17 protein-coding genes and 3 tRNA genes are annotated in these 17,516 nt (G+C 44.4%); 17 read left to right on the forward strand and 3 right to left on the reverse strand.

Features of this window, described 5'->3' with window-relative positions; all coding sequences use genetic code 11:
- Positions 1-46 precede the first annotated feature (46 nt).
- From secA to mutT, 3 genes are read left to right on the forward strand one after another with little or no spacing between them, the layout of a single operon-like run.
- Entirely contained in the window at positions 47-2,728 is a 2,682-nt protein-coding gene (gene secA, locus AYW75_RS07340; RefSeq protein ID WP_067097557.1) for a preprotein translocase subunit SecA, read from the forward strand.
- 27 nt (positions 2,729-2,755) lie between these two features.
- On the forward strand, positions 2,756-3,976 hold the full coding sequence (gene argJ, locus AYW75_RS07345) for a bifunctional glutamate N-acetyltransferase/amino-acid acetyltransferase ArgJ (RefSeq protein ID WP_067097559.1): 1,221 nt from the start codon (positions 2,756-2,758) through the stop codon (positions 3,974-3,976).
- Entirely contained in the window at positions 3,976-4,359 is a 384-nt protein-coding gene (gene mutT, locus AYW75_RS07350) for an 8-oxo-dGTP diphosphatase MutT (RefSeq protein ID WP_067097562.1), read from the forward strand. Before argJ ends, mutT begins: the two co-directional genes overlap by 1 nt.
- Positions 4,360-4,386: 27 nt before the next feature.
- On the opposite strand, the gene AYW75_RS07355 is transcribed toward mutT, so the two are convergent.
- Positions 4,387-5,184, reverse strand: a complete 798-nt coding sequence (locus tag AYW75_RS07355; RefSeq protein ID WP_067097564.1) for a response regulator — start codon at positions 5,182-5,184, stop codon at positions 4,387-4,389.
- A gap of 91 nt (positions 5,185-5,275) precedes the next feature.
- On the opposite strand from AYW75_RS07355, the gene ppiC reads away from it, so the two are divergent.
- The 4 genes from ppiC (at position 5,276) to AYW75_RS07375 (ending at position 8,152) form a co-directional block, all read left to right on the forward strand.
- Positions 5,276-5,554 carry a peptidylprolyl isomerase PpiC gene (ppiC, locus tag AYW75_RS07360; RefSeq protein WP_067097567.1) on the forward strand — a complete coding sequence of 93 codons (279 nt, stop codon included), beginning with the start codon at positions 5,276-5,278 and terminating at the stop codon, positions 5,552-5,554.
- 18 nt (positions 5,555-5,572) lie between these two features.
- A complete protein-coding gene (locus tag AYW75_RS07365) occupies positions 5,573-5,998 on the forward strand; it encodes a TIGR01244 family sulfur transferase (protein ID WP_067097569.1) in 426 nt (141 codons plus the stop codon).
- A 132-nt stretch (positions 5,999-6,130) separates the two neighbouring features.
- A complete protein-coding gene (locus tag AYW75_RS07370; RefSeq protein WP_067097572.1) occupies positions 6,131-6,742 on the forward strand; it encodes a helix-turn-helix domain-containing protein in 612 nt (203 codons plus the stop codon).
- A 60-nt stretch (positions 6,743-6,802) separates the two neighbouring features.
- Entirely contained in the window at positions 6,803-8,152 is a 1,350-nt protein-coding gene (locus tag AYW75_RS07375; RefSeq protein WP_067097575.1) for a class II 3-deoxy-7-phosphoheptulonate synthase, read from the forward strand.
- A gap of 78 nt (positions 8,153-8,230) precedes the next feature.
- On the opposite strand, the gene AYW75_RS07380 is transcribed toward AYW75_RS07375, so the two are convergent.
- Positions 8,231-8,998 (reverse strand): GIY-YIG nuclease family protein, encoded by a 768-nt coding sequence (locus AYW75_RS07380; protein WP_067097577.1) that lies wholly within the window; start codon positions 8,996-8,998, stop codon positions 8,231-8,233.
- Between the two features lie 99 nt (positions 8,999-9,097).
- Positions 9,098-9,724, reverse strand: a complete 627-nt coding sequence (locus AYW75_RS07385; RefSeq protein ID WP_067097582.1) for an O-methyltransferase — start codon at positions 9,722-9,724, stop codon at positions 9,098-9,100.
- Positions 9,725-9,970: 246 nt separating this feature from the next.
- Between AYW75_RS07385 and thrS the strand changes: the two genes are divergently transcribed.
- The 10 genes from thrS (at position 9,971) to AYW75_RS07435 (ending at position 17,516) form a co-directional block, all read left to right on the forward strand.
- On the forward strand, positions 9,971-11,887 hold the full coding sequence (gene thrS, locus AYW75_RS07390; RefSeq protein ID WP_067097585.1) for a threonine--tRNA ligase: 1,917 nt from the start codon (positions 9,971-9,973) through the stop codon (positions 11,885-11,887).
- A gap of 29 nt (positions 11,888-11,916) precedes the next feature.
- Positions 11,917-12,450: a translation initiation factor IF-3 gene (infC, locus tag AYW75_RS07395; RefSeq protein ID WP_067036989.1), complete on the forward strand. Its 534-nt coding sequence runs from the start codon at positions 11,917-11,919 to the stop codon at positions 12,448-12,450.
- 68 nt (positions 12,451-12,518) lie between these two features.
- Positions 12,519-12,713 carry a 50S ribosomal protein L35 gene (rpmI, locus tag AYW75_RS07400; protein WP_067097588.1) on the forward strand — a complete coding sequence of 65 codons (195 nt, stop codon included), beginning with the start codon at positions 12,519-12,521 and terminating at the stop codon, positions 12,711-12,713.
- Positions 12,714-12,755: 42 nt separating this feature from the next.
- Complete coding sequence (gene rplT, locus AYW75_RS07405; RefSeq protein ID WP_067036992.1) at positions 12,756-13,112, forward strand: 50S ribosomal protein L20; 357 nt, start codon at positions 12,756-12,758, stop codon at positions 13,110-13,112.
- A 111-nt stretch (positions 13,113-13,223) separates the two neighbouring features.
- Positions 13,224-14,219 carry a phenylalanine--tRNA ligase subunit alpha gene (gene pheS / locus AYW75_RS07410; RefSeq protein ID WP_067097592.1) on the forward strand — a complete coding sequence of 332 codons (996 nt, stop codon included), beginning with the start codon at positions 13,224-13,226 and terminating at the stop codon, positions 14,217-14,219.
- Between the two features lie 16 nt (positions 14,220-14,235).
- Positions 14,236-16,620, forward strand: coding sequence for a phenylalanine--tRNA ligase subunit beta (gene pheT, locus AYW75_RS07415; RefSeq protein WP_067097595.1), 2,385 nt, complete (start codon positions 14,236-14,238; stop codon positions 16,618-16,620).
- Between the two features lie 5 nt (positions 16,621-16,625).
- A complete protein-coding gene (locus AYW75_RS07420) occupies positions 16,626-16,922 on the forward strand; it encodes an integration host factor subunit alpha (protein WP_067036998.1) in 297 nt (98 codons plus the stop codon).
- Positions 16,923-17,235: 313 nt separating this feature from the next.
- Positions 17,236-17,312, forward strand: a tRNA-Pro gene (locus AYW75_RS07425).
- A gap of 13 nt (positions 17,313-17,325) precedes the next feature.
- Positions 17,326-17,401 (forward strand) — tRNA-Thr (locus tag AYW75_RS07430).
- A 39-nt stretch (positions 17,402-17,440) separates the two neighbouring features.
- Positions 17,441-17,516 (forward strand) — tRNA-Thr (locus tag AYW75_RS07435).

Here is a 17,516-nt window from a genome sequence, read left to right on the forward strand (position 1 = left end):
ACCATGGTAGACTCTTAATCATTCCAATTCTAAGTTGTGTTGAAATATGTTCGGAAAAGTCATTAAAAAAATTGTCGGTACTAAAAACGACCGTGAAGTAAAGCGCTATAAAAAAGTCGTCTCTCAGATCAATAAGTTAGAAGATGCTTATAAGCAATTGACCGATGATGATTTGATGGCCAAATCTGCTGTGTTTCGGGAGCGTCTGGCTAAGGGTGAGTCGCTTGACTCTCTTTTGCCAGAAGCTTTTGCAACCGTTCGCGAAGCTAGTAGTCGAGTCATGGGGATGCGCCATTTCGACGTACAAATGATCGGCGGTATGGTGCTTCACGATGGGCGTATCGCTGAGATGCGCACCGGTGAAGGTAAAACACTTGTTGCAACATTAGCGGTTTATCTAAATGCATTATCAGGCAAAGGTGTACATGTTGTAACGGTCAATGATTACCTTGCGCGACGTGATGCGAACTGGATGCGACCTCTATATGAGTTTCTTGATATGAGTGTTGGCGTTGTTCATGCGGGTCAAGACCGGGAAGAAAAACGCAGCGCTTATCAATCTGATATTACCTACGGTACAAATAACGAGTTTGGTTTCGACTACTTACGCGACAATATGGTTTTCCGCATGGAAGAGCGTATGCAACGTGATCTTTCTTTTGCAGTGGTTGATGAAGTGGACTCAATCTTAATTGATGAGGCGCGTACACCATTAATTATCTCAGGTGCAGTAGAAGATAGTTCCGAGCAGTATCGTAAGATCAATCTGCTTGCTCCTTTGCTTGTTAAGCAAGATGAAGAGGGCGAAGAGGATGGGCATTACACTTATGATGAGGCTCAGCGAAATGTTGAGTTGACTGAAAATGGTCACCAATTTGTTGAAGCATGGTTGGTTGAACAAGGCATGTTAGAAGAAGGTGACAGCCTTTATGCCGCAGGTAATTTACAGCTTCTACATCATGTTTATGCGTGTATGCGTGCTCACATCGTGTTCCAGAAGAACGTTGATTATGTGATTCAAGATGATCAAGTCGTTATCGTTGACGAGCATACAGGTCGTACAATGCAAGGTCGTCGTTGGTCTGAAGGTATTCACCAAGCGGTAGAAGCGAAAGAAGGTGTAACTATTCAGGCCGAAAGCCAAACATTGGCATCTACAACCTTCCAAAATTACTTCCGTTTGTATGACAAGTTGTCTGGTATGACCGGTACAGCTGATACAGAAGCGTTTGAATTCCAGCAAATCTATTCTTTGAATGTCATTGTCATTCCGACCAATAATTCGGTGCAACGTAAAGATTACAATGACTTGATCTTTATGACGACAAATGAAAAGTTTGAAGCGATTGTTAAAGATATTGGTGAAAACGTCGCACAAGGTCGCCCGATCCTAGTGGGTACGGCATCCATTGAGTATTCGGAGTTGTTATCAGGTTTCTTAGAAAAGCAGGGTGTTAAACATAATGTCTTGAATGCTAAGCAGCATGAACGAGAAGCTGAAATCGTTGCAGAGGCAGGCCGTCCAGGTGCAGTAACGATTGCAACTAACATGGCGGGTCGCGGTACTGATATCGTGTTAGGCGGTAATCTGCAGGTTGAGTTGGCTGATCTCGGCGAAGATGCTACTGATGCGCAAAAAGAGGCTCTTAAAGCCGACTGGAAAATGCGCCATGAAGCTGTATTGGCAGCTGGCGGTCTTCATATTATTGGCACAGAGCGTCACGAGTCACGTCGTATCGATAATCAGCTTCGAGGCCGTGCGGGTCGACAAGGTGACGTCGGTTCATCGCGTTTCTATTTGTCTCTTGAAGATAATTTGATGCGTATCTTTATGTCTGATCGTATCAAAAAAATGATGCAAGCACTGGGTATGGAGAAAGGTGAAGCGATTGAGCACAAAATGGTGTCCAACGCGATCGAAAAAGCGCAGCGTAAAGTTGAAGGTCGTAACTTCGATATTCGTAAGCAGCTATTAGAATACGATGATGTTGCGAACGATCAGCGACAAGTTATTTACCAGCAGCGCTATGACATGATGGCTTCAGATGATCTGTCTGACGCGATTTCTTCTATGCGTGAAGATGTTTTGACTAGTTTAATAGACGAGTACATACCACCTCAAAGTATCTTTGACCAATGGGATCTTGTTGGATTAGAAGAGCGTATTCGTAATGACTTCGGCTTAGAGTTGCCGATCCAGCTATGGGTTGCAGAAGATAAGAAGCTTTATGAAGAACCGTTACGTGAGAAAATCCTTCAGGCGTTTATCGATGATTACGCTGCTAAGGAGCAGATTGCTGGCCCAGAAAGCTTGCGTAATTTTGAGAAACAAGTATTGCTTCAAGTGCTTGATACGTTATGGAAAGAGCATTTGCAAACAATGGACATGTTGCGTCAGGGTATTCACTTACGTGGCTACGCGCAGAAAAACCCGAAACAAGAATATAAGCGTGAAGCATTTGAATTGTTCCAAGGTTTATTGGAGCAAATTAAGTTTGACGTATTGCAAGTTGTAACACGCGTTAAAGTCCAATCAGCAGAAGATGCTGAGAAAATCGAAGCGGCACGTCGTGAGCAAGAGGCCAAAACCAAAGTGACAACTAATATGGCTGGTGTGGAGAGCGGTTCTGAAGAGTCTGCAGGCGACGTCCCTCGCGTTGGACGAAACGAACCTTGTCCTTGTGGGTCAGGTAAAAAATATAAGCAATGTCACGGTAGTTTAGTCTAGTTAATCAGTTTAGAGCGAGAGGCCAAAATGGCAGTTGGATTAGGATCTTTTCCTGTAATACCTTCGATTTCTGGTGTGCGTTTTGCTGCTATGGAAGCGGGTATTAAAAAAGCGAACAAAAAAGACGTAGTGGTTTTTGAGTTAGCTGAAGGTTCTGCGGTAGCGGGTGTGTTCACTCAGAATCAATTTTGTGCTGCGCCAGTTCGAGTGTGTCGTGAGCATCTTGCTAAGGCAAAGCCTCGATTTTTGGTTATTAATACGGGTAATGCAAACGCCGGTACTGGTAAATCAGGATTGCAGAATGCTCTGCATACATGTGAGACTCTAGCTAATTTGACTGGGGTTTCATTGGAGCAAGTGCTGCCTTTTTCAACGGGTGTTATTGGTGAGCCGCTACCTGTTGATAAAATTACCAGTGTGTTGCCAAGTGCTTTGAAATCTATGGCATCTGAAGGCTGGTCTGATGCTGGTTTGGGTATCATGACGACAGATACCTTGCCAAAAGGTGCTTATCGTCAAGTTGAGATTGCAGGTAAAGTTATCACGATAGGTGGTATATCTAAGGGTGCTGGCATGATTCGCCCTAATATGGCGACGATGCTTGGTTTCATTTTTACGGATGCTGCTGTTGATCAAATGGCGCTACAGTCTTTGCTCAAGCAAACGACTGATCAGAGCTTTAACCGAATTACGATTGACAGTGATACATCGACGAATGATTCATGTATTGCTGTAGCAACAGGTGCTGCCCAAGTGCCTGTTATTACCGATTTTACCCAAGGTGATGGAGCGCTGTTTGCAGCGGCTTTTCTTGAGGTTATGCAAGAGCTTGCGCACGCGATCGTGCGTGACGGCGAGGGTGCTACTAAGTTTGTAACCGTTGAAGTAAAAGGTGCTGAGCAGCAATCAGATGCTACTAAAACGGCGTTTGAGATAGCGCACTCTCCATTGGTGAAAACGGCACTGTTTGCCTCTGACCCTAACTGGGGTCGTATTCTTGCAGTGGTCGGTCGTGCAGGTGTTGATAGCTTAAATGTCGACACAGTGTCGATCTTTATTAATGGTTGCGAGATCGTACGTGAAGGCGGGCGTTCACCGTCTTATTCTGAGGATGCAGGGCAATTAGCAATGAACCCTGAAGAAATCCATATTGTAGTGGATCTTGGGTCAGGTGATCAGGCAGATACAGTTTGGACAACTGACTTTTCTCATGAATACGTTACGATCAATGCTGAGTACCGTACCTAATGGTCGTTCGTGTTGCCGCTGGTATTATCGTACGTGAGGATCAAGTTTTTATTGCTTTGCGCTCAGACGATAAGCATCAAGGTGGTTGCTGGGAATTTCCTGGCGGTAAGGTTGAAGAAGGTGAAGACCCAGCAGAAGCGTTAGCTCGTGAGTTGATGGAGGAGTGTGGTATCGCGACGACTAAGTCGGAGCAATTTCAACTTGTCCGTCATGATTACTCTGATAAGTCTGTTGAGTTGTACTTTTACTTAGTAAGTGAATTTTCTGGCGAGCCGCATGGCAAAGAAGGTCAGAAGGTTGCTTGGGTTAATCGTTCGGATTTATCTACTTATACTTTTCCAGAAGCCAACGTGCCGATTGTGGAAGCTTTGCTAAAAGCATAAAAAAAACGGCCCTCTAGGGCCGTTTTTTTAATCTAAAATATTATGTAGTAAGACTCTTAATGTTTCTGGTTCAAACACTTTGTCGCAAATTGCATCAACTCCTTCTTGGGTGATGTTTGCTAGCTGAGGTTGATCCGCATTAGAAGCAACCATTAAAATTGGGATATGTGATAGATGTTCCGTCATTCGAATGGTGTGAGTAAACTCTATTCCATCCATTTCTGGCATATTGTAATCAGTAATGACCAAATCATAGCTTGCATCGTTCATAAGTGTGATCGCATCAGAGCCATTAGCTGCAACATCAATATTAACGATCCCCATGGATTCTAAAACACGAGTGATGTGCTTTTGGGCTAAGCGGCTATCATCGACCAGTAGGACTTGCATTTCGTGTGGGTCAATTAACTCTAAATCAATTTCTTGTTCCATACTTAGATCTAGTGTTGCATTAATTGCACGCTGTAAGTCTTTCATTTCAAATGGCTTGGGTAATATCGCGATTACACCTGCTTGGCGTAAGGTTTCTAGTTGCTGACGGTTGCGCTCACTCGAAACCAGCATGAAATTAATGTGCTCTGTATCGGGGTTTTTTTTGATAAGCGTAATCAGTGTTTCTGCTGTGCCATCTGGTAAATACATAGCCGAAACAATTAGATCAGGTTCATTTTCCTTAATCGCGTAAATTGCGGACTTCACTGAGTCGGCAAAATACAGATGTCTCGCACCCGCATCTTCAAGTGCTCGACGAATGATTTTCTGTTGAGTGGAAGACGGTTCTACTAAGAGAATCGAAAGTTCTTCCGAAGATGGCATTAGCTCCATACTACCCTCTACTGCTAAAATAGTTATACTAAACGAATGTAACACAGCTTTTTGCATGTGTGTCTAAATTGAGAAAATAAAGAGGTTATAAATGGCAACAGCTAGTGCCTGCCATATTTTGGTGAAAACAAAACAAGAAGCCGAACAGCTTAAATCAAAGCTAGATCAAGGTGCTGATTTCCATCAATTGGCTAAGAAGTTTTCAACATGTCCATCAGGCAAAAAAGGTGGCGACTTGGGTGAGTTTCGCAAAGGGGATATGGTGGCGCCTTTTGATAAGGCTGTTTTCAGTGGACCGTTATTAAAGATTCAGGGGCCCATTAAAACACAATTTGGGTTCCATCTTATTAAAGTACTTTATCGCTCATAGTTTAAGGAATAATTGTTCATGAATATTACTGAATTATCGCCAGAGTATTTCGTGTCGCCGCAAATAGAGGTAGCTGATCTGGTAGTATTGAGGTCTCAAGGGTTTGATGTGGTGGTAAATAATCGTCCAGATGGTGAAGCAGAGGATCAGCCTAGCAGTGCTGAGATCCAGTCTGCTGTCGAGCAGGCCGGTATGCGTTATGTCTATAACCCTGTAGATTTAAAGCGGCTTTCAAATAGCGAAGTAACCGTTCAAGACGAGCTTATAAAGTCCGATGATAAAGTCTTTGCGTTTTGTCGAACCGGTACGCGATCGTCGGTTTTGTGGGTGCTTGCTAATCAAGAAGATGAAATGTCGTTTGTGACTCTGGTGGCGGATGTCATGAAGAAAGGTTTTGATTTAGGTCGATGTTTGCCGGCAATGGAACGACTTAAAAAGCACTGAGTGAATTTGAATGCTGATGGCCTGCTGTATAGCGGGCTTTTTTATGAGTTTTAGTGCAAAGTTGGTCGAATATCGTATAGGTCAAAAGAGTTTATTTTAGTAAACTTGTGGAGCGTAAAGGAGAAAGTGCAGATGGTAAGTCGACCCTCGTTAGAAACTGCTACCGCTTCAGACCCAGATCAATTTGTAGAGCCATTAGAGCTTGGAAAGCGAGTAAAAGAAATCCGCCTTACCAAAGGCTGGACGCTAGAAGAAGTAAGTAAGCGAACAGGCATCGCTCGATCGACATTGTCTAAGATTGAAAATGATCAAGTGTCGCCGAGTTTTGCTATTGTGCAAAAACTTATCGGTGGCTTAGGCATGGATTTACCGCAATTGTTTGTGGAAACTCATGATCATTCTATTGCTGGCCGTCGAGATATCACAAAGGCTGGAAGCGGTGAGCCGCATCCAACAGCGACTTATGAACATGAGCTATTAAGCTTCTCTATCAGCCGTAAGAAAATGGTGCCTTTTAAAACAATTGTTCGTGCACGAAGCTTTTCTGAGTTTAAGGAGTGGGTACGACATGATGGCGAAGAATTTTTGTTAGTGCTATCAGGTAGTGTCGTTTTTTACTCCGAGTTTTATGAGCCGGTAGACCTTAATGAGGGCGATAGTGTGTATTATGATGCCACCATGGGGCATATTGTCGTATCCAAGTCGGAAGAAGATGCTCAAATACTGTGGGTTGTGGCTCGATAATTTATAGAGCATGATGCGCATTTAATATGAAAGAATGAAAGTTTATCAATAGAGGTTTAAATGGCTAACTCATGGAGTGTACAAAGCTGGCGTACTAAGCAGGCGTTGCAGCAACCAGAATACCCAAATGCAGCAGCATTAGCTGGCGTTGAGCAAACATTGTCAACAATGCCACCGTTAGTGTTTGCGGGTGAGGCTAGACAATTGCGCTCTGAGCTTGCAGAAGTCGGAAGAGGTAATGCCTTTTTGCTGCAGGGTGGTGATTGTGCCGAAAGCTTTGCTGAGTTTGCTGCGAACAATATTAGAGATACGTTTAAGGTACTACTGCAAATGGCAGTAGTGATGACGTACGCAGGTAAATGCCCAGTGGTTAAAGTGGGTCGAATGGCGGGGCAATTTGCCAAACCTCGTTCTGCGGGAATGGAAAGCATCGACGGTGTAGAGCTGCCAAGTTACCGCGGTGACATCATCAATGGTATTGACTTCACTGAAGGTGCGCGCGTACCGGATCCCGAGCGACTTATTAAGGTGTACAATCAAAGTTCTGCAACCATGAACTTGTTGCGTGCATTTTCACAAGGCGGTTTTGCGGATCTTCATGAAGTTCATAAGTGGAACCTTGATTTCATCAAAAACAGTCCTGCAGGTGAGCGCTACCAGAGCGTAGCAAATAAAATTGATGACGCGCTGCAATTTATGGAAGCGTGTGGTGTCGGTGCGGGCGCATCGCAACTTCGTGAAACGTCATTCTATACGTCTCATGAGGCGCTGTTGTTGCCTTATGAAGAAGCTTTAACTCGTCAAGATAGTCTTACGGGTGAGTGGTACGACTGCTCTGCACACATGTTATGGATTGGAGATCGTACGCGTCAAATCGATGGTGCGCATGTTGAGTTCTTACGTGGTGTGAACAATCCTATTGGCGTGAAAGCCGGCCCATCTATGGATCCAGAGGATCTGTTGCGTTTGTGTGACACTCTTAATCCGAACAACGAAGAAGGCCGTTTGAATGTAATTGTACGCATGGGTGCCGATAAGGTAGCTAATGGCATGCCAAACTTAATTCGTGCAGTTGAGCGTGAAGGTAAGAAAGTGGTATGGAGTAGCGATCCTATGCATGGCAATACGATCAAGGCCAGTACAGGCTACAAAACGCGTAAAGTGGATGATGTGCTGCGTGAAGTTCAGCAGTTCTTTGAGGTGCATAAATCAGAGGGGACTTACCCTGGTGGCGTGCATTTTGAAATGACTGGGCAGAATGTGACAGAGTGTGTCGGAGGTGCTTTCCAAGTAACGGAGGCAGATTTAGCGAATCGTTATCATACACATTGTGACCCGCGTCTTAATGCGGATCAGTCACTAGAGTTGGCATTTATGATTGCCGATACGTTAAAAAAAGCACGCGCGTAATTCGTTGTTTTTAGAGATAAAAAAAGCCCCTTTGCAGAAACTCTGCAAAGGGGCTTTTTAGTATTTCAGTTTTGTCCGCTAGCCTTTGCGACGACGGAAAGCTGAGGTCGCTGATTTAGCTGTCATGTCTAGTTTGGCCATGATAAGAGCCATTTCGTCCGCTTGCTCTTGCTGCTGTTTGCGCAATTCTTCTGCGCGCTCAGCTTTTGCTTGTTTTTCAGCTTCACGGAGCATTTTTTGGATGCTACTTGAGCTGCGAGTGGTGCCTTTGGGAGAGCTACTTGCTGCTGTACTTGGTGCAGCGCTACGCTTAATAGTAGAAGGCTTTGTTAGATCTTCAATCTCACCGTTTGCAGGTGTATCTAAACGATCTTCGCCAATAAGCTCACCAAAAAATGACGACGCTGTAGGCCTAGGTTCGTCTTTCTTAGGGAGCTCTACTTTAGGTAGGTCGGTCTTTTTTGCAGCAGCTTTGCGGCCGCCTGTCTTTTTAACGGGTTCCTTTGTGGAGTTGCCGTTAGTGTCAAACATTGCTTTTTTGCCTAAATCTAACTGGCGACCTTTCACGGTTGTCTGTCCGATCTTGTAGCCACGAAGGCTCTCAGCATTGTAGATCACAATGTAGTCTTGCTCTAACTCGTATAGCTCTTCTTTATCGTTTGTCTCGAAAAGCTCTTCTACTGAAAATGCATCTACGCCATGTGTACGGATTTCTTCATACAGTGGGTAATCTAAATCTTCGTTAGCGGCTTCGACATATTGCTCAAAGCGCTGAAATCCACTGTTGAAAGATGTACCAACATAGTGCTTTCCAGTGACATTATTTGTGATTTTAAAAACAACCAAAATCCCTGCCTCTTGAATTTCTTACAGTCAAATGCAAAAGCATAACCAACCTCGTCTATGAAGTAGACGACGTCTGGTGCTTGCAAAAATTAATGAGTATTAAAGTTTGATAACGAGATTTAAGCCGTCTCGTACGTGGAGGTGGACATTCTCCACTCTCGGATCCTTAGCGATACGCTGATTCATTTCATCCACTGCGATATCACTATTCTCTATAGGGGAGAGGACTCGTCCTTGCCAAATAGAGTTGTCAATTATGATTAGGCCACCGCTGCGAACGAGCGGCACAACAGCCTCATAATAGTTGAGATAGTTGCGTTTATCGGCATCGATAAACACAAAATCTAAAGGCCCTTCTAAAGTCTGGATTGTATCCAATGCTGGGCCGAAAATGGGGGTGATCTTGCTCCCGAACGGGCTGCGATCGAAAAACGTTTGTGCAAACTCAATTGCACGTGGGTTGGTTTCACAGCAAGTTAACTTGCCATCTTCAGGCATGCCTTCAGCAATCGAGAGTGCTGAGTAGCCAGTAAACATCCCGATTTCTAGTGCATTTTTAGGTTGATGAATTTTAGCGAGCATTTTCAACGTTCGACCGATCGTACGACCCGACAGTTTATTCGGGTAGCCCATGTCGGTATAAGTCTTTTCGACTAATTCCAACAAAAGGTCTGGCTCTGGTTGAGTTGTCTCAACGCAGTAGTTGTCAATTGCTTCGTGATCCATAAGGCCTAAAGTATCTAGAGGGGTTGTTGTGAAACGAGCGCTATTTTAACGCTCTGACAGGGAAAGTCTATGGTAGAAAAGCATAAAAAAAGGTTGATTTTTGTGAATATTGGTGTGGATTTTGTGGGAACTAGGAAACTGCTAACGAGTGGTCGCAAAATACTCTAATAAGTGGTAGTTTAATGGCCTTAAAATTTACATGTGCTCTTGCGTATGGAGCACCACTGACTCCAAATAGGGGAAAAAATGCCAGTAATTACTTTACCAGATGGAAGCCAGCGTTCTTTTGCTGAGTCCGTTACTCTAATGCAAGTGGCCGAAGATATTGGTCCTGGTTTAGCTAAAGCTACCGTCGCAGGTAAAATCAACGGTCGTTTAGTTGATGCTTGTGAGGTTATCTCAGAAGACTCCGATGTGAGTTTAGTGACGGGACGTGATGAGGAAGGCCTTGAAATCATTCGCCACTCATTTGCCCATTTGGTAGGCCACGCTGTAAAGCAGTTGTTTCCAACGGCTAAAATGGCCATTGGCCCAGTAATCAAAGAAGGCTTTTACTACGATATTGCTTATGAGCGACCATTTACTCCAGAGGATATGGCTGCAATTGAGAAGCGTATTGGTGAGCTGATCAAGAAAGATTACGATGTGGTTAAGAAGGTGACACCTGTTAATCAGGCGCGCGCTCAATTTGTCGAGCGTGGTGAAGATTACAAAGTTCAGCTGATTGATGATATGGACGACTCTGTAGAGGAAGTTGGCTTGTATCATCATGAAGAGTACATGGACATGTGTCGTGGCCCGCACGTGCCAAACACACGTGTGTTACGTCATTTTAAATTGATGAAATTGGCTGGTGCCTACTGGCGCGGTGATTCTAGTAATGAACAGCTTCAGCGCATATACGGTACGGCTTGGACTGATAAAAAAGATCTGAAAGCGTACCTGACTCGTATTGAAGAAGCTGAAAAGCGAGATCATCGCAAACTAGGCAAAAAACTGGATTTATTCCATGTTCAAGAAGAAGCGCCTGGCATGGTTTTCTGGCATCCTAAGGGCTGGAAGCTGTATCAAACTGTTGAACAGTACATGCGTCAGAAGCAGCTTGAAAACGGTTATCATGAGGTGAAAACACCTCAGATTGTTGACCGTGTATTGTGGGAAAAATCTGGCCACTGGGGTAAGTATCATGAAAACATGTTTACTACTCATTCAGAAAACCGCGACTACGCCGTAAAACCAATGAACTGTCCTTGTCACATTCAAGTGTATAACCAAGGGCTTAAGAGTTACCGCGATCTGCCGTTCCGTATGGCAGAATTTGGTTCTTGTCATCGTAATGAGCCTTCTGGTGCATTGCATGGCATTATGCGTGTGCGTAACTTTGTTCAAGATGATGGGCATATCTTTGTAACAGAAGATCAAATTCAAGCAGAAGTGTCTGAGTTTATTGAGCTGTTGCATGAGGTGTATGAAGATTTTGGTTTTGAGCAAATTATTTATCGTTTATCAACGCGTCCTGAGCAACGAGTTGGTTCCGATGAAGTGTGGGATAAGGCTGAGAAAGCATTATCAGATGCTCTAAATTCTGCTGAACTAGAGTGGGAAGAGCTTCCTGGTGAAGGTGCATTTTATGGTCCGAAAATTGAGTTCTCTTTGAAAGATGCTATTGGCCGTGTATGGCAATGTGGTACGATTCAGGTAGACTTCTCAATGCCAACGCGTTTAGGTGCGCAATATGTATCGGAAGATGGCTCTCGCCAAACGCCTGTAATGCTGCATCGTGCAATTGTTGGCTCTTTAGAGCGCTTCATCGGTATTTTGATCGAGGAAACGGAAGGATCGTTCCCTGTTTGGCTTGCGCCAGAGCAGGTGGTAGTAATGAATATTACCGATCGCCAAGCAGAATATTGTGCTGATTTAGAGAAAACTCTAAATTCTAAGGGCTTCCGTGCAAAACTTGACTTGAGAAACGAGAAGATCGGGTTTAAAATCCGCGAGCATACTCTGCAACGAGTGCCATACATGATCGTTGTCGGTGATAAAGAAGTCGAGAACCAGCAAGTTGCGGTCCGTACTCGTACCGGTGATGATCTTGGTGTGATGAGTGTTCAAGAATTTGAAGAATTGCTTCAAAAAGAAATCTCACGCCGTAGTCGAAAATAAATAATGGAGATAGAGCTATAAAAGGTAATATGAATCGTGGACGTGCTAACGCCAAGCAGCGCCCTCAAATCAACGAAAACATTCGAGCTACCGAAGTGCGCCTAATCGGTGCCGATGGTGATCAAATTGGTGTTGTTTCGATTGAAGAAGCACTAGAAGCTGCACGTGCTGCAACGCTAGACCTAGTGCAGATTGCTGATTCAGATCCGATTGTTTGCAAAGTCATGGACTACGGTAAGCATATATTTGAGCAAAAGAAAGCTAAGGCTGCTCAAAGAAAGAATGCGAAACAAATCCAAGTAAAAGAAATGAAATTCCGTCCAGGGACGGAGGAAGGGGATTATCAGGTAAAACTCCGCAACCTGATACGTTTCCTTGAAGGAGGGGATAAGGCTAAGGTTTCTTTACGCTACCGCGGCCGTGAAATGGCCCATCAGGAGCTTGGTATGCAACTTATGCATCGAGTCGCTAAAGACTTGGAAGAGCATGGTGTTGTAGAGCAAGCTGCGAAAATGGAAGGTCGTCAATTGACTATGGTGCTGGCCCCTAAAAAGAAGAAGTAATAAAAGCAGCTAAGTAATTAGCACTTGTTATTATATTTAACATTAACGAATGCGAGAGTGGTTTTACCATGCCAAAAATTAAATCTAACAGTAGCGCACTTAAGCGCTTCAAACGTACCGCAAACGGTTTTAAACATAAGCAGTCTTTCACTAGTCACATTTTGACTAAAAAGTCTACTAAGCGTAAGCGCCAGCTTCGTACAATGCAGCAAGTTCACTCTAGTGATAAGCCATTGATCGTTCGCATGCTTCCATACGCTTAATCGATATTTTCAGTCATTAACTAGTTAAAAAAGGTTTATATTATGCCTCGCGTAAAACGTGGTGTTCAGGCTCGTCGCCGTCACAAAAAGATTTTAAAGCAAGCTAAAGGTTACTACGGTGCTCGTAGCCGTGTATTTCGTGTAGCGAAACAAGCGGTTATCAAAGCGGGTCAATATGCTTACCGTGACCGTCGTCAACGTAAACGTCAATTCCGTGCTCTATGGATTGCTCGTATCAACGCTGCGGCTCGTCTAAATGGTCTATCTTACAGCCGCTTCATTGCTGGCCTTAAGAAAGCGGCTATTGAAATTGACCGTAAAGTACTGGCTGACTTGGCTGTTTACGAAAAAGAAGTTTTTGCTGCAATCGTTGAGAAAGCGAAAGCAAGCTTGGCTTAATTTCAGACGTAGTGCCTAAAGTGAGTCAGCACATTTTGTGTTCTCACTCAAGCAGTCTTTGATAGGGGAAGAGCCAACGCTCTTCCCCTATTTTATTTTTTGGAGTATGAAATGGAGAACCTAAACCAGATTCTTGCTGACGCTTTAGCTGCGGTAGCTGCATCTGATAATGAGGCCGGCCTAGATGAGATACGTGTTCAATATCTAGGTAAAAAAGGCGCTCTAACCGCGCTTCTAAAGCAACTGGGAAATGTTGCTCCAGAAGACCGTCCAAAATTTGGACAAATGGTAAACGAAGCAAAAGAGCAAGTTCAGGCAAAAATGAACGAGCGTAAGACTGCCCTTGCAGCAGCAGCTTTAAACGCAAAGCTTGCTAACGAAACCATTGACGTTACCTTATCAGGTAAAGGTCAAGAAATTGGTGGTTTGCATCCAGTTACACGCACTATGGAGCGAATTGAAACATTCTTCCGTGGTATTGGTTTTGACGTCGCGTCAGGCCCTGAAATCGAAGATGATTACCATAACTTCGAAGCGCTAAATATTCCAGCGCATCATCCGGCTCGTGCGATGCAAGATACATTCTATTTCAATCCAAACACGGTATTGCGAACGCACACATCTCCTGTGCAAGTGCGTACTATGGAAAATAATCAACCGCCTATTCGTATTATTTGTCCTGGTCGTGTTTACCGCAGTGATTCCGATCAAACTCATACGCCTATGTTTCATCAGGTAGAGGGTTTATTGATTGACGAGAATATTTCTTTCGCGGACTTGAAAGGTATCCTGCAGCAGTTTTTGAACGTGTTCTTTGAAGATGATCTTAAAGTACGTTTCCGTCCAAGTTACTTCCCGTTCACTGAGCCTTCGATTGAAGTGGATATTATGCGCACTAACAGTAAAGGCGAAGAGTCTTGGTTGGAAGTGTTGGGTTGTGGCATGGTGCATCCGAAAGTACTAGAAATGTCTGGCATTGATTCAGAGAAGTACACTGGGTTTGCTTTTGGTATGGGCGTTGAACGTTTCGCGATGTTGCGTTACAAAGTAGATGACTTACGCATGTTCTTCGAAAACGATCTTCGTTTCTTAACGCAATTCAAGTAAGGACCAAGGGCTAACTATGAAATTCAGTGAAAATTGGCTAAGAGAGTGGGTCAATCCAGAAGTCACTACCGATGAGCTGGTTGCTCAAGTGACATTGGCTGGTCTAGAGGTAGACGAAGTCGACGCCGCAGCAGGTGATTTTTCCGGTGTTGTTGTTGGTGAAATCGTTGCGGCAGAGCCACATCCCAATGCTGACAAACTTCAAGTGTGTACCGTCTCTGACGGCACTGAGCAATTCCAGGTGGTTTGTGGTGCACCGAATGCCCGTCAAGGGATTAAAATTCCATTTGCAAAAATTGGCGCTGTTCTAGGTGCGGATTTTAAAATCAAAAAAGCCAAGCTACGCCAAGTTGAATCGTTTGGTATGCTGTGTTCTGGGTCTGAGCTGCAAATCAACGAAGAGAATGATGGTATTCTTGAACTTGCTCAAGATGCGCCAGTTGGTTCCGATATTCGTGAATATTTGAATCTAGACGACAGTATCATTGACGTTGATTTAACGCCAAACCGCGCTGACTGTTTAAGTATTGCCGGTCTTGCACGAGAAGTGGGTGTGATCAACAAAGTAGATGTGATGCCTGTTGCTATCACAGAGCAGACAGTAAGCATTGACGATACTTTTCCGATTCGTATAGAGGCTTCTGAAGGGTGTCCACGCTATCTTGGGCGCGTTATTAAGGGCGTAAACGTAGCGGCTTCTACACCCCTTTGGATGGTTGAGAAACTACGTCGCAGTGGTGTGCGGTCAATAGACCCAATTGTAGACATTACTAATTACGTAATGCTTGAGTTGGGTCAGCCGATGCATGCTTTTGACTTGAATAACCTATCAGGTTCGATTGTGGTGCGGATGGCAGAAGAGGGTGAGAAATTGCTTCTTCTGGATGGTCAAGAAGTGGCATTGCGCTCTGACACCATGGTTATTGCAGACGAACAAAAAGCGTTGGCAATGGCGGGTGTGATGGGTGGCGAGCACTCTGGTGTGAACGATCAAACACAAACTATCTTCTTGGAAAGTGCTTTCTTCGCACCGATTGCTTTAGCAGGTAAGGCCCGCTCTTATGGTTTGCATACCGATTCTTCGCACCGTTTTGAACGTGGTGTTGATGCAACGCTAGCGGGCAAAGCGATGGAGCGTGCGACACAACTGATCCTTGAGATTACCGGTGGTGAAGTAGGCCCTATCAACGAGGTCGCTGCACAAGCGTTTTTGCCGACGGCGAATAAAGTAACACTTCGTCGCAAGAAGCTAGACCAATATTTAGCGATGTCGTTAGATAAAGACTTGGTAACGGACATTCTGTCACGTCTAGGTCTAGATGTGGTAGATGTTACGGATGAGCAATGGGTAACGGTTGCACCTTCTCATCGTTTTGATATCGAAATTGAAGCGGATTTGATTGAAGAAGTAGCACGTATTTTTGGTTACGACAATTTGCCGTCATCAATGCCAACGGCTGCAGTGAACTTTACAGCAGCGACTGAAGGCAAAACACCGATTCAGTCCTTACGTGCAACGCTTGTGTCTCAGGGTTACCAAGAAGCGGTTACGTACAGCTTTATTGATCCTGTCGCAAGTAAGCAATTTTTCCCTCACATAGATCCTGTGCCACTTGAGAATCCAATTTCTGGTGACATGGGTGTAATGCGTCCAAGTTTATTGCCTGGTTTGGTTAAAGTGTATCTACATAACCAAAACCGTCAGCAGTCACGTGTACGTATTTTCGAAACAGGAAGTCGTTTCGTGGGTGATGTGAACAAGCTTGATGAATTGGATCAAACGCATCAAGTGGCAGGCCTAATTGCCGGTTCTCGCTACCCTGAAGGCTGGTACCATAACAGCGAAAAAGTAGACTTTTTTGACCTGAAGTCACACGTTGAAGCGTTGTTTGCTTTGAACCAAGGGGTTAAGCCTGATTTTGAGTGTGCCGACGAAGTGTACTTGCATCCTGGTCGTTCAGCTTACGTGTTGGTCAATGGTGAGCGTGTAGGGGTAATTGGTGAGTTGCATCCTCTGCTATCGAAGCAACTGGGGACCAATCAAGCTGTTTATGTGTTCGAGATTAATCTTGATGCCGTGTTGGGTGCTAAGCTTCCTGAATATCAACGTGTCTCGAAATTCCCCGAAGTGCGTCGCGATCTTGCGTTGTTAGTAAAGCGTGAAACACCAGTTCAAGCGCTTGAGAACGTGATTGCTGAACATGCTGGTGAAGCCTTTAAAAAAGTGGCTGTTTTCGATGTTTATCAAGGCCAAGGTATTGATGAGTCAGAAAAAAGTGTCGCTTTGGGGTTGACGTGGCAGCATCCATCACACACTCTTAGTGATGAAGAAGTAAACAGCGCAGTTGATTCTGTCACTGCAGCGCTTGCTGAAAAGCTTGGAGCGGTTATTCGGGGGTAAAGAGTATGGCGTCCTTGACGAAAGCGGATATAGCGGAAAACTTAGTAGACTCTCTAGACTTGAGCAAAAAAGATGCGAAAGACTTAGTAGAAAGCTTCTTTGATACGGTCAGAGAAACACTGGTAGAGAGGGAGCAGGTGAAATTGTCCGGTTTCGGAAATTTCGAAGTGCGCGAAAAAAGCCAGCGTCCAGGGCGCAACCCGAAAACTGGGGAAGAAATTCCTATCACAGCACGGACTGTTGTCACCTTTAAGCCTGGGCAAAAGTTAAAGTCCAAGGTTGAGAGCTATATGCAAGAGTAAAGTTGTGAATCTAAAAAAGGCCGCTTTCGATCAGATTCGATGGCGGCTTTTTTTTGTAACTGGATATCTGATGTAAACTTATACATCGAGCTTTAGAGTAGTTTTTAATAAAGTTGAAGCAGTTTTATTTAACTGCTGGTGTTGGCGAAAACGACTGTTTTCAATGCTTTTCCTTATATATAAACAAGTTACATGTGCTGTTTGTTTTTTGAAGATCAAAAAAAATATTAAAAAAATACAAAAACGTCTTCCCTTTTGAATTCGTTATAGTAATATACGCACCCGCTGACAGGGGCAGCGCTCTTGTTAGTTTCGGGGCGTAGCGCAGCCTGGTAGCGCACTAGCATGGGGTGTTAGTGGTCGCAGGTTCAAATCCTGCCGTCCCGACCAGAAACGATTTTTTGCCGCTATAGCTCAGTTGGTAGAGCACCTGACTTGTAATCAGGGGGTCCCGAGTTCGACTCTTGGTGGCGGCACCATATCTTATCTGGTATGACAATTTGGTTAAGTATTTAAGAGCCGCTATAGCTCAGTTGGTAGAGCACCTGACTTGTAATCAGGGGGTCCCGAGTTCGACTCTTGGTGGCGGCACCA

The organism is Marinomonas atlantica (genome assembly GCF_001639725.1).
Lineage (GTDB): Bacteria > Pseudomonadota > Gammaproteobacteria > Pseudomonadales > Marinomonadaceae > Marinomonas > Marinomonas atlantica.

Bases quoted from the DNA above. Each gene is read 5' to 3' on its own strand.
- secA (WP_067097557.1), top strand. From the start codon at position 47: ATGTTCGGAAAAGTCATTAAAAAAATTGTCGGTACTAAAAACGACCGT.
- argJ (WP_067097559.1), top strand. From the start codon at position 2,756: ATGGCAGTTGGATTAGGATCTTTTCCTGTAATACCTTCGATTTCTGGT.
- mutT (WP_067097562.1), top strand. From the start codon at position 3,976: ATGGTCGTTCGTGTTGCCGCTGGTATTATCGTACGTGAGGATCAAGTT.
- AYW75_RS07355 (WP_067097564.1), bottom strand. From the start codon at position 5,184: ATGGAGCTAATGCCATCTTCGGAAGAACTTTCGATTCTCTTAGTAGAA.
- ppiC (WP_067097567.1), top strand. From the start codon at position 5,276: ATGGCAACAGCTAGTGCCTGCCATATTTTGGTGAAAACAAAACAAGAA.
- AYW75_RS07365 (WP_067097569.1), top strand. From the start codon at position 5,573: ATGAATATTACTGAATTATCGCCAGAGTATTTCGTGTCGCCGCAAATA.
- AYW75_RS07370 (WP_067097572.1), top strand. From the start codon at position 6,131: ATGGTAAGTCGACCCTCGTTAGAAACTGCTACCGCTTCAGACCCAGAT.
- AYW75_RS07375 (WP_067097575.1), top strand. From the start codon at position 6,803: ATGGCTAACTCATGGAGTGTACAAAGCTGGCGTACTAAGCAGGCGTTG.
- AYW75_RS07385 (WP_067097582.1), bottom strand. From the start codon at position 9,724: ATGGATCACGAAGCAATTGACAACTACTGCGTTGAGACAACTCAACCA.
- thrS (WP_067097585.1), top strand. From the start codon at position 9,971: ATGCCAGTAATTACTTTACCAGATGGAAGCCAGCGTTCTTTTGCTGAG.
- infC (WP_067036989.1), top strand. From the start codon at position 11,917: ATGAATCGTGGACGTGCTAACGCCAAGCAGCGCCCTCAAATCAACGAA.
- rpmI (WP_067097588.1), top strand. From the start codon at position 12,519: ATGCCAAAAATTAAATCTAACAGTAGCGCACTTAAGCGCTTCAAACGT.
- rplT (WP_067036992.1), top strand. From the start codon at position 12,756: ATGCCTCGCGTAAAACGTGGTGTTCAGGCTCGTCGCCGTCACAAAAAG.
- pheS (WP_067097592.1), top strand. From the start codon at position 13,224: ATGGAGAACCTAAACCAGATTCTTGCTGACGCTTTAGCTGCGGTAGCT.
- pheT (WP_067097595.1), top strand. From the start codon at position 14,236: ATGAAATTCAGTGAAAATTGGCTAAGAGAGTGGGTCAATCCAGAAGTC.
- AYW75_RS07420 (WP_067036998.1), top strand. From the start codon at position 16,626: ATGGCGTCCTTGACGAAAGCGGATATAGCGGAAAACTTAGTAGACTCT.